Source organism: Bacillus cereus group sp. BfR-BA-01382 (assembly GCF_022663475.1).
Lineage (GTDB): Bacteria > Bacillota > Bacilli > Bacillales > Bacillaceae_G > Bacillus_A > Bacillus_A thuringiensis_S.
The window spans coordinates 47,006-57,217 of the sequence record NZ_JAKUFQ010000029.1 but is presented as its reverse complement, the minus strand read 5'-3'; the positions used below and the strand labels follow the sequence as shown (position 1 = coordinate 57,217).

Below are 10,212 nucleotides of genomic sequence, written 5' to 3'. Positions count from 1 at the left end.
GAATCATTAATAGCAAAAACTATCAAAAAAGGTGAGGAAAAAGTATATTTTTTTTTGATAAAATGAGAGATATAAAGGAGATGGTAATTGTGGAGAAAATGTATCATATAAGGAATACAGAAATACATAAAGAGATGAAACAGGGAGAAATAATTCCATGTGGAAAAGAATTAAATCCATTCATGGCACCATATTATAAAGATGATATTTCTTTTTCGAGTGATCATGCTCATTTAATTCGATTGTTAGGATATTATTGGCACTTTGCGAGGGAGACTACTTTTGAAGAAGTGAGAAAAGAAAGTTTCCCTTCTTTACCATCAAGACATAAATGCTTATTTGCCACTTCAAAGGAAGGATTGAGATATTGGATTGAAGAATTTAAACATCCGAAATATCAAGTTGCTGAGATTCAAGTAGCAGGTGAGGTATTCAAAGGAGATGCATCATTTGTGAATGGACAAGGTTTATCTTTAAATACAGTTAAGCAAAAAGCTGAGAGATATTGGAATGGAGAATCTTTAGATAATAGTAAGGTAGAATATCTTATAGCTGGAGAGGTCCGGATAGTTAAGCTATTAAATGAGAAAGATATCAAGCAGTTATTAAAGTTAAACTAAAAATGCGAACTATTTGCGGACAATCTGTGAACTATTTACGGACACGTTTTGGTTTTTAACATGATATATTTGTATTGTGAGAAGTGGCGGAAAACACAACTCATAAAGATTCCTTTATAATCTATATGTTGTCTAAATGGTTTCGTAATGACGGCACATAAAATCCGAAACCAGCAGATGGTAATGATTGAATGATACCGTTATTAAGGAGAGCTTTTGCTCTTCTTCCAGTTACTTAATAATGTTGATACAGATGAATGCAACAACATTAGGTAATTGGAAAAAGAATAAAACTTCACGTACCACAATTAAAAAATAATTGAATAATTGAGAGAGAAGCATCCAATTGGGTGCTTTTTTATTTTGAGGGAGGATAAAAAATGGATTTAACATTAGAAGGTTTAGGAAAGTGTTTTAACGAGGCTTTAACTGAAGAGGCCAATTATGTAGCTGTTCAGATTGAAATGGATGGATTTCCTAACGATGAAGTAATTATTAATGATAAACATAACATTGAATCAAAATTGGATTATTACAAGAAGACGTACAATGAGGATTTAGAGCATAGATATGCTTCGGGTATTCGTATTGTTGGATATGCATATGGTTATTCGTTCTCAGGAATTCAACGTGAGTTAGGATTATCAGCAGAATAAGGATTAAACAAATAGCTATTAAGGAGTGTTGAAGAATGGAAAAACAAAATATTGTTTCAGCTCACATCGATATTGATACGACAGAAGCAAAGGCAAATATTGAAGAACTTACATTAGCCATCAACGAGTGTGTAAGTGCGTTTGAGAGGTTAGAAAAGGTTATGAACAAGTATACAGGAGAAGCTGAAACCGTTGAATTATGTCTTGACGGTAAAGCTGTAGCTCGAACGATAGTTCAAAGTGATGACTGAAAATAAAACAACACAACAACGAAAGTTCTACGATAAATATAAACGTGATAAAGAAGCGAAGAAGTTCTACGATAGCACAGCGTGGCGAAGGTGTAGGGAGTTAGCGTTAATACGAGACAACTACCTTTGCCAAGAGTGCATGAAGCATGATCCATTAATACCAGTACCTGCTGATATGGTTCATCATATCAAAGAAAGAAATGAATATCCTGAACTTGCGTTAACATTAGATAACTTAATTAGTTTATGTAATGCATGTCATAACAAAGAACATCCTGAAAAGGGTGGGGGAAAAAAGAAAAATAAAAGAAAGATTAAGTTCGTAAAAATAAAAGCGAACAAAGAATTCATATAGCCCCCCTCCTTTTATTGTTCAGAGCCGTTTCCGCCCAGACCGGACGCCTCCTTCGTGGGTAGCGCAAGTGATGTTTCTAAAGGGGGGTAAAGCCTAGAAATAAGAGCTTTTTATTTTCGAACAGGCACTTTTTATCCATAAAATGTAAGTGGGGTGATATCGTGGATAAAGGATTGATTGAGAGGAAACCACCTACGCATTTAAAAAAGGTAGGAAAAGATACTTGGATTCGTATTTGGTCTGTTTTAGAAGTTGAAGGGAAGGCTGATATCAATGATCCAATTGTAGTTGAAGCGATTGCTTTCAGTTATCAAATGTTTAGGGAGATGGCAGCCAATGTTAAAAAAGAAGGGCTGACAATGGAGTATACAAATAAAGCTGGCGCTACAAATCTAACTAAGCATACTTTAATTCCAGAGATACCTAAATATTTACAGCAGATTCGACAATATTTAGGGGAGCTAGGGTTAACTGGGGCAAGCCGAAAAAAGCTTCAGGAAGAGCTAACTGGAGATTCTGATGATGATTACGACAACTTCTAAGCCCTCTGAAATAGCTAAGTGGTATAAAAAGTGGCGAAATGAACAGATACAGCATTTTAATATTTTGGTAGATCCATCTCCTGAACTAAGAACAACTTGGTATGCAGAACAAGTTGTGAAAGGAAACATAATAGCTAGTAAGAAAAATGTCTTGTCTTGTCAACGTCATCTAAACGATTTGAGGAGACAGGGGACTGAGGAGTTCCCTTGGGTTTTTGATGAAGAAAAAGCGCATCGACCTATACGATATATAGAAAAGTTTTGTCGTCCATCAAAAGGTGATTATAAAAGGTTGGTTCTTCAACCGTGGCAACACTTTGTTATAGGTTCTTTGTATGGATGGATTCATAAAGATACAGGTTATAGGCGCTTTCGTGAGGGCCTTATTTTTATTGGACGTAAAAATGGAAAAACTACAATGATTTCTGGCTTATCTAATTATGCTGTTGCTAAAGATAATGAACCAGGCGCTCGTGTTTATGTTTTGGCAAATACAAAACAACAAGCTGGGGAATTATTTGATGAAAGTCGTGCAATGGTTCAAAAATCACCGCTTCTTAGGAAGCATTTACGCGAAAATCAGAAAGGGATTTTCCATGATAAAACGCATTCTAAAATTGAACCTCGTGCATCAGATAGTAAGAAACTAGACGGATTAAATACACACCTTGGTATTTTTGATGAAATACATGAATTTAAAAACTTTAAATTAATTAATGTTATTAAAAAATCACGTGGTGCACGTAAACAACCAATGATTGTTTATATTACTACAGCAGGATATCAGCTTGAAGGACCACTTGTTCAATACTATGAAATTGCAACTGATGTTTTGGAAGGTGTTATCGACCAAGATAGAAAGTTTTATTTCATGGCCGAAATGGATAGTGTGGATGAAATTGAGAATCCTGAACTATGGATTAAAGCAAATCCTAATATGGGAGTTTCGCTAGATCTTCCATCGCTTATTGATGACTGGAATACAGACAAGCATACAGATGCAGAAAAGAATGACTGGATTACAAAACAATTTAACATCTTTGTTGATAATGATGAAATGTCCTTTGTGGGTATTGAGATATTAAAAAGAAACGAAGAAGTTATTGATATAAAGGCATTAGCAGGTAAAGAATGCGTTGCGGGTTATGATCTATCTGCAACAGAAGATTTTACAAGCGCCTGTTTAGAGTTCCCTTTAGAGGATGGGAATGTTTTTGTGCTATCTCATAGTTGGGTTCCTCAAGCTAAAGTTGATCGTGATAACGAGAATATTAGTTTTAAAGAATTTAAAGACAAAGGTTGGCTCACTATTATACCTGGTGAGTATGTGAAATATGAGTATGTGTATGATTGGTTTGTCGAACAATCTGAACACTATTTCATAAAGAAAATCACTTATGATCCAGCCAATGCTTACCGTTTAAATGAAGATTTGAAAGCATATGGATTTAAAACCGAACCAGTTCGACAAGGGCATTTAACTTTAAGCCCAGCATTAAAGGATGTAAAAGAATTGTTGTTGGATGGAAAAATAATCAGTAATAAAAACCGTCTTTTCCGTTGGTATATGAACAATGTAAAGCTTGTGGAAGACAGAAATGGGAACTTTTTACCATCTAAACAGAGTAAATATCGAAAGATTGATGGCTTTGCAGCGTTTTTAAACGCTCATACGGAAGTAATCCCTATGTTATCTCAATTACAAGGTGATGGAAATATTGAATTTATATCAGTTAACGATCTTTTTAAATAGAAGGGCGGTGAGAAATTGAAATTGATTAATCGTGTTAAGGGGGCAATTAAAGGAGCTTCATTGGGATGGAAAGGTGCTGGATATGACTTCACTTCATGGTTTGGAAGGAAGTTTTGGGGTATTGATAATGCGAAGTTAGCTACAAATGAGACGATTTTTAGTGTGATTAGCAGATTATCTAATACGGTAGCATCTTTGCCATTAAAACTTTACAAGGATTATGACACGGTTTTTAACCAAGTGTCTGATGTTGTGATGAATGAACCTAATCCAAACATGACCGGATTTGAATGGATAAATAAAATTGAAGTTTCAAGAAATGAGACTGGAAATGGATATGCAGCTATTATCCGTGACATTCGATTTCAAGTGGAATCATTAATCCCTATTGAATCCGCTTATGTAACGCCTTTTTTAAACACTGATGATAATAATTTGTGGTATGAGGTACGTGGGATTGAAGGTACATATTACATCCACAATATGAACATGTTTCATGTCAAACACATCACAGGTATTTCAAGATGGAAAGGTATTTGTCCAATTGATGTATTGAAAAATACTCTTGAATATGATAAGGCAGTACAAGAATTTAGTTTGTCAGAAATGCAGAAGAAAGATAGTTTTATTTTGGATTATGCAACACAGGTAGATAATGACAAGAGACAAAAAATCATTGATGATTTTAGACGATTCTATCAAGAGAATGGTGGTATTTTATTCAGGGAACCAGGTGTGAATATAGAAGAAATGGAGCGGAAATACTTCGCTTCAGATACGTTAGCATCAGAACGAATTACTCGTTCACGGGTTGCTAACGTTTTTAATGTTCCGGTTACATTTTTAAATGACACGGAAGGACAAAGTTACAGCAGTAATGAACAGTTGATGATTCAGTTTGTTCAAATGACTCTGACTCCTATTGTTCGTCAGTATGAGCAAGAAATGAATCGTAAGTTGCTAAATAAAAAAGAACGGCAAGAAGGCCATTACTTTAAATTCAACCTTGGAGGGCTGTTAAGAGGTGATACAGCTTCAAGAACAGCTTATTACCAAGCCGCAATTAGGAGTGGATGGTTATCACAAGATGATGTTCGTCAAAAAGAAGATGAAACGCCTGTGGGTGGTAATGCTTCAAAACTTTGGGTAAGTGGTGATTTATATCCGATTGATATGGACCCAACTCAACGGAAGGGGGTGAAAAACGGTGGCAAAGAACAAACAGAATAAGTTTTTCCAAATGAAAGCATCCGCCAATGGTAAAACGGCCGATGTTTTTATTTATGGAGAAATTACAAAGTATGCATGGGAAGAGTATGGAGAAGTATCTTCTATTACGTTCAAAAATGAACTTGATGAATTAGGTGACGATATTGAAACGATTAACCTTTACATCAATAGTCCAGGTGGATCTGTCTTTGAAACGATGGCTATTATCGCAATGTTACAAAGGCATCAGGCGAAGGTTATCTCTTATATTGATGGAATAGGCGCTTCATGTGCGTCAGTATTACCAATGATTTCAGATAAAATTATTATGTATGCTAATTCAATGATGATGATACACAATGCATGGACATATGCATCAGGAAATGCCAATCAGTTACGTAAAGCAGCGGATGATATTGAACGTATTAACCAATCGATGGTACAACACTATCTAACCCGTGCTGGTGACAAGTTAGATGAAGATACATTAAAACAATTACTAGATGCAGAGACATGGTTATCAGCTGAAGAAGCAATGGGGTATGGACTTTGTGATGAAATTATTTCAGCAAATAATGCAGCAGCATGTCTAGATGAAAAGTGGATGAAGGAATACAAAAATATTCCACAACAATTAGTTAATGCACAAGCTAACATATCATCAAACGAAATGTTAGAACGACAAAAAATTGCCGAAGAAGCGAAAGCTAATGCGGACTATATAAAAACAATTTTAGGAGGAATTCATTCATGAAAATGAAAAATAAATTTCGATTATCTCTTGGTAACTTTCAATACTTTTCAAAAAATACATTATTTGAATTAAAACAAAATTTATCTACTATTGGTCAACAGCTCCAAAAAGTAGAGAGTGAACTTTCTCAGAAGGCAATTGATCCATCCGCAACCATGGAAAGTCTACAAACGTTACAACAATCTAAGAAAGATCTTCAAATGCGCTTCAATGTAATTAAAGAACAACATGACACGATGGAAGCTGAACAAAAAGCACAGTTTCAAACTCAAACTGGTTTACAATCTATTGAAGATCCAAAGCAAAAGGTAATTGCAGCGAAAGCAGAGTTAGTTCGCGCTACAATTCGCGGTGGTACTTTATCGCAAGAAGCACGAGCAGCTCTTGGTGATAAGAACTCAACAGGTGGAGAAAAAATTCTCCCAAGTACAATGACGAATGAATTATTACATGAACCATTCGTTAAAAATCCATTAAGGGAAGTATCTACATTTACAAGTGTAACGAATCTTGAAATTCCTAAAGTTACATTTACATTAGATGATGATGATTTTATTGCTGATACAGAAACAGCAAAGGAATTAAAAGCGGAAGGTGATGTTGTAACCTTCGGACGTAATAAATTCAAGGTGTTTGTACCCATTTCAGAAACTATTTTAGCAGCAACAGATACAAACTTGGTGCAAACTGTAGATCAGGCGTTAGAAAGTGGTTTAGCAGCAAAAGAGAAGAAAGTGGCATTCGCTACAACACCTAAATCTGGGGAAGAGTCTATGTCATTCTATAAAGCTGGCATTAAAGCTGTTAAAGGTGCAACTTTATATAAAGCTATTAAGTCAGCAGTTGCAGATTTACATGAGGACTTCCGTGCAAATGCAACTATTAAAATGCGCTACGCAGATTATTTAGACATAATTGAAACGCTTGCTAATGGCAGTGCTACTTTATATAATGCTCAACCAGAACAAGTTTTAGGAAAACCAGTTAAGTTCTGTGATTCAGCAGTGAATCCTATTGTGGGTGATTTTCGATATTCCCACTTCAACTATGATCCAAATATGATTTATGATCGCGATAAAGATGTGAAAACGGGTATTGAACTATTTGTGTTAACAGCTTGGTTTGATCATAAAATCAAACTGAAATCCGCATTCCGTATTGCGGAAGTACAGACTACACCCTAATCCACCCCAAACTCCAACAGGATTAAAAGTTGATTCTACAACAGTAACAACGGCCAACATTAGTTGGTCTCCTGTTGTGTATGATGGGGGCATTAGAGAATATCAAATATTACGTAATGGCAAACAAGTAGGAACATCAGTAGCAACAACCTATAAAGATACAGGATTAACAGGTGATACAACATATTCTTATCAAGTAAAAGCTGTTGGGAATAACGGATTAAGTTCAACGTTAAGCGTTGAATTATCAGTGAAAACAAATGCTTCAGGATCGTAGGTGATAGCATGCTGGAGCTTATAAAAGGAAAATTAAAAATTGATGGGAATGAAGAGGATACAGTTATCCAACTTCTAATCGATGGAGCAAAAGAAGCTTTACTAGGTTCTGGTGTTCCTGAAAGTGAAAAGGCCCTTTACAAAATAGCGGTAATTACACATGTTTTATTAAACTATGAGAATCAAGATAAATCATTAAATGTCCCTGCGTTAAAACAGTCATTAGAAACTACCATATTACAATTAAGGGACTATAATAACGGTGATAATCATGAATCCAAGTAAATTAAATAAACGAATAACAATTCAAAAGGAAATTGCAAATAAAAAAGATGAAGAAGGGAATCCAATTCCACCAGAATGGAAAGATGTTGTCAATGTTTGGGCAAGAGCAAAAACACCATTCGGAAAGGGATTTAACTATGAAATATTCGCTGGAAATACTGAAAATGCCGTACGTACAGTGAAATTTTTTATGCGATTTCGTAAGGGAATTGATTCGAAAATGCGAGTCTTATATGATGACCGACTCTTTGAAATAAAAGCTGTTGTAGATGTTGATGAACAACATCATGAGACATGCTTGGTGTGCGAGGAGCGATCTATATGGCAGAAGTAACAACCTTTGGAATACAAGAAGCAATTCAGCGTTTTGAAGCTTTAGGAAGAAGTGTAAAAACAATTGAAAACTCAGCATTAAAGAAAGGTGCTGAGGTAGTAAGGGATGCTTTAGAGATAGAAAGCCCAGTAAGTACACATCCAAAGCCACCTTCACCAAAAGAATCATGGAGAACAGGTAAACATGCAAAGGACGAGGTGCTTGTCGGAAAAATAAAAACTAGAAATGGAGTCAAATCAATTAGTGTGGGGTGGGAAAGAGATGATAATTCCCCACACTTTTATATGAAATTCCAAAACTGGGGAACAAGTAAAATGCCACATCCACCACATAAAGGCTTTATTGAGAAGACAGTAACTCACACGGAAGTAAAGGCAGTTCATGAGATGCGAAATGTCTTTGCAACGGCATTGAATATCGTATGAGGTTCTTAGAAAGAGATGTGTTACGTGCACTTACAACGCCTTTTATTGTAGAAAAAATTGGTGGAGAATATATCTACAATATGATTCGTGGTGACGATAACGGAAAAACATGGATTACTTATTCTGAGTTAGATAATAGTGCTAGGAGATACGCGGAGGGTGCGGAATCTACTAGCACTATTTTATTTCAAGTAGACATTTGGTCTTTTAGCCCTGTTAAGGGTGATTTAAAAGAAGCAGTAAACACTTCTATGAAAAAAATAGGATTTCAGCGTATTACAACAGCAAATTTATATGAACCCGATACGAAAATCTATCATTATGGTATGAGGTTTCGTACAGAATTAAAAATTTAGGAGGAAAACAAATATGGCAATTGCAGTCGATTTTAGAGATTTACATTATGCGATTTTGACAGAAACACCAGATGGTAAGTTTACGTATGCAGCACCTAAGAAAATTGGAGATGCAGTAAGTGGCAAGGCTTCACCTAAAAATGAATCTGTAACGTTCTACGCAGAAGGAGGTCCACTAGCAACAGCAAGCGCCTTTGGCGGTGTGGAGATTGAATTAGAAACAGCGGATATTTCACTATCTACTTACGCTGAATTATTAGGAAAGAAACTAATTAAAGGTCAGGTAATTGATAATGTAAATGATGTTGCTCCATATGTAGCGTTATTATATCGTTTACCAAAAGATAATGGGAAAAATCGTTTTTATTGCTACTACAAAACGAAGTTTGAAATTCCTGAAGATGAACACAAGACAGCTGAAGACAAACCGACGTTCCAATCAGCTAAAATTAAATGCAAAGCGATCCAACGTTCAGATGGAAACTGGAGACATCGTTTAGATGAAGAAGAAACTGGATACGATTCAACTGTTGCATCGAACTGGTTTAAAACAGTTCCAACACCACCAACAGAAACAGCGCCATCACTTAGCAAATAAAATTATAAAAAGGGTACGGCATAATGCTGTGCCCTTTATTTATGAAGGGAGATTCAATTATGCAAGACAATCAAAAGACAGAATCGTTTAAATTGGTTTTAAATCTACCCACTGGTAAAAAAACTTTCTTTTTACCAACATATATTTCGTCTACTGACGGATTTGAAGCAGCTGAATGGACTGAGAAATTAAATGTTGAAAATGTTCGTTTTGATGTGCTAAAAGAAGCTACACATTTTGTTGTTAAAGTGTTTGGAAATCGATTTACAGAGGAAGAGTTCCTTGAGGGAGTACACATTTGGTTTTTAACATCAACTATCTATGCAATTTGTCTAGCGATTGTAGGTCGTATCGCTGAGGCTGTCGCAGTTATCAATGCGATAGAGTCTAAGACGAATTCAGCAAAAAAAAAGAGAACGAGGAACAAAAGGAACCGTTCAAACCCATAGAAATGATGCTTGGTATATATAGCATGTTACAAGATTCTGGTATATCCCAAGCGGATATTAATCAGATGGATTTAGTACTTTTCTTTAAAACGTTAGCCTATAAGAAAAAACAAGAAGATAGAAAAGTAGTACGAACAGCAGATCAAGCACCAGCTTGGTTATAAA

17 protein-coding genes are annotated in these 10,212 nt (G+C 35.5%); all 17 read left to right on the top strand.

Going from position 1 to position 10,212, the window contains the following annotated elements; translation table 11 throughout:
• Window positions 1-98 precede the first annotated feature (98 nt).
• Complete coding sequence (locus MR160_RS14365; protein WP_242297633.1) at window positions 99-620, top strand: DUF2441 domain-containing protein; 522 nt, start codon at window positions 99-101, stop codon at window positions 618-620.
• Between the two features lie 380 nt (window positions 621-1,000).
• Window positions 1,001-1,276, top strand: coding sequence for a hypothetical protein (locus MR160_RS14360; protein WP_098015085.1), 276 nt, complete (start codon window positions 1,001-1,003; stop codon window positions 1,274-1,276).
• Between the two features lie 35 nt (window positions 1,277-1,311).
• Window positions 1,312-1,527, top strand: a complete 216-nt coding sequence (locus MR160_RS14355; protein WP_098015084.1) for a hypothetical protein — start codon at window positions 1,312-1,314, stop codon at window positions 1,525-1,527.
• Window positions 1,520-1,882, top strand: a complete 363-nt coding sequence (locus MR160_RS14350; RefSeq protein WP_242297631.1) for an HNH endonuclease — start codon at window positions 1,520-1,522, stop codon at window positions 1,880-1,882. Before MR160_RS14355 ends, MR160_RS14350 begins: the two co-directional genes overlap by 8 nt.
• Before the next feature lie 161 nt (window positions 1,883-2,043).
• Entirely contained in the window at window positions 2,044-2,424 is a 381-nt protein-coding gene (locus tag MR160_RS14345) for a phage terminase small subunit P27 family (RefSeq protein ID WP_000357492.1), read from the top strand.
• Window positions 2,405-4,177: a terminase large subunit gene (locus tag MR160_RS14340; RefSeq protein WP_242297629.1), complete on the top strand. Its 1,773-nt coding sequence runs from the start codon at window positions 2,405-2,407 to the stop codon at window positions 4,175-4,177. The genes MR160_RS14345 and MR160_RS14340 overlap by 20 nt, the downstream gene beginning before the upstream one ends.
• Before the next feature lie 15 nt (window positions 4,178-4,192).
• The gene (locus MR160_RS14335; protein WP_242297627.1) at window positions 4,193-5,407 is read left to right on the top strand and encodes a phage portal protein; all 1,215 of its coding nucleotides are present in this window, start codon (window positions 4,193-4,195) and stop codon (window positions 5,405-5,407) included.
• Entirely contained in the window at window positions 5,385-6,140 is a 756-nt protein-coding gene (locus MR160_RS14330; protein ID WP_242297625.1) for a head maturation protease, ClpP-related, read from the top strand. Before MR160_RS14335 ends, MR160_RS14330 begins: the two co-directional genes overlap by 23 nt.
• Window positions 6,137-7,324: a phage major capsid protein gene (locus MR160_RS14325; RefSeq protein WP_242297623.1), complete on the top strand. Its 1,188-nt coding sequence runs from the start codon at window positions 6,137-6,139 to the stop codon at window positions 7,322-7,324. Before MR160_RS14330 ends, MR160_RS14325 begins: the two co-directional genes overlap by 4 nt.
• Complete coding sequence (locus tag MR160_RS14320) at window positions 7,299-7,601, top strand: fibronectin type III domain-containing protein (RefSeq protein WP_242297621.1); 303 nt, start codon at window positions 7,299-7,301, stop codon at window positions 7,599-7,601. Before MR160_RS14325 ends, MR160_RS14320 begins: the two co-directional genes overlap by 26 nt.
• A gap of 8 nt (window positions 7,602-7,609) precedes the next feature.
• Window positions 7,610-7,885, top strand: coding sequence for a head-tail connector protein (locus MR160_RS14315; RefSeq protein WP_000891191.1), 276 nt, complete (start codon window positions 7,610-7,612; stop codon window positions 7,883-7,885).
• Window positions 7,872-8,219 carry a phage head closure protein gene (locus MR160_RS14310; RefSeq protein ID WP_242297619.1) on the top strand — a complete coding sequence of 116 codons (348 nt, stop codon included), beginning with the start codon at window positions 7,872-7,874 and terminating at the stop codon, window positions 8,217-8,219. Before MR160_RS14315 ends, MR160_RS14310 begins: the two co-directional genes overlap by 14 nt.
• A complete protein-coding gene (locus MR160_RS14305; RefSeq protein WP_242265616.1) occupies window positions 8,207-8,644 on the top strand; it encodes an HK97-gp10 family putative phage morphogenesis protein in 438 nt (145 codons plus the stop codon). The genes MR160_RS14310 and MR160_RS14305 overlap by 13 nt, the downstream gene beginning before the upstream one ends.
• Window positions 8,641-9,000, top strand: a complete 360-nt coding sequence (locus tag MR160_RS14300) for a structural protein (protein WP_242265613.1) — start codon at window positions 8,641-8,643, stop codon at window positions 8,998-9,000. Before MR160_RS14305 ends, MR160_RS14300 begins: the two co-directional genes overlap by 4 nt.
• A gap of 13 nt (window positions 9,001-9,013) precedes the next feature.
• Window positions 9,014-9,598, top strand: coding sequence for a major tail protein (locus tag MR160_RS14295; protein WP_000952022.1), 585 nt, complete (start codon window positions 9,014-9,016; stop codon window positions 9,596-9,598).
• Between the two features lie 59 nt (window positions 9,599-9,657).
• On the top strand, window positions 9,658-10,047 hold the full coding sequence (gpG, locus tag MR160_RS14290) for a phage tail assembly chaperone G (RefSeq protein ID WP_242297617.1): 390 nt from the start codon (window positions 9,658-9,660) through the stop codon (window positions 10,045-10,047).
• Between the two features lie 23 nt (window positions 10,048-10,070).
• A complete protein-coding gene (locus MR160_RS14285) occupies window positions 10,071-10,211 on the top strand; it encodes a LysR family transcriptional regulator (protein WP_078404646.1) in 141 nt (46 codons plus the stop codon).
• Window position 10,212 lies beyond the last annotated feature (1 nt).

What these genes read in the sequence shown, in the direction of transcription:
- MR160_RS14365 (WP_242297633.1), top strand. Translation starts at nt 99, where the DNA reads ATGTATCATATAAGGAATACAGAAATACATAAAGAGATGAAACAGGGA.
- MR160_RS14360 (WP_098015085.1), top strand. Translation starts at nt 1,001, where the DNA reads ATGGATTTAACATTAGAAGGTTTAGGAAAGTGTTTTAACGAGGCTTTA.
- MR160_RS14355 (WP_098015084.1), top strand. Translation starts at nt 1,312, where the DNA reads ATGGAAAAACAAAATATTGTTTCAGCTCACATCGATATTGATACGACA.
- MR160_RS14350 (WP_242297631.1), top strand. Translation starts at nt 1,520, where the DNA reads ATGACTGAAAATAAAACAACACAACAACGAAAGTTCTACGATAAATAT.
- MR160_RS14340 (WP_242297629.1), top strand. Translation starts at nt 2,405, where the DNA reads ATGATTACGACAACTTCTAAGCCCTCTGAAATAGCTAAGTGGTATAAA.
- MR160_RS14325 (WP_242297623.1), top strand. Translation starts at nt 6,137, where the DNA reads ATGAAAATGAAAAATAAATTTCGATTATCTCTTGGTAACTTTCAATAC.
- MR160_RS14315 (WP_000891191.1), top strand. Translation starts at nt 7,610, where the DNA reads ATGCTGGAGCTTATAAAAGGAAAATTAAAAATTGATGGGAATGAAGAG.
- MR160_RS14310 (WP_242297619.1), top strand. Translation starts at nt 7,872, where the DNA reads ATGAATCCAAGTAAATTAAATAAACGAATAACAATTCAAAAGGAAATT.
- MR160_RS14305 (WP_242265616.1), top strand. Translation starts at nt 8,207, where the DNA reads ATGGCAGAAGTAACAACCTTTGGAATACAAGAAGCAATTCAGCGTTTT.
- MR160_RS14300 (WP_242265613.1), top strand. Translation starts at nt 8,641, where the DNA reads ATGAGGTTCTTAGAAAGAGATGTGTTACGTGCACTTACAACGCCTTTT.
- MR160_RS14295 (WP_000952022.1), top strand. Translation starts at nt 9,014, where the DNA reads ATGGCAATTGCAGTCGATTTTAGAGATTTACATTATGCGATTTTGACA.
- gpG (WP_242297617.1), top strand. Translation starts at nt 9,658, where the DNA reads ATGCAAGACAATCAAAAGACAGAATCGTTTAAATTGGTTTTAAATCTA.
- MR160_RS14285 (WP_078404646.1), top strand. Translation starts at nt 10,071, where the DNA reads ATGTTACAAGATTCTGGTATATCCCAAGCGGATATTAATCAGATGGAT.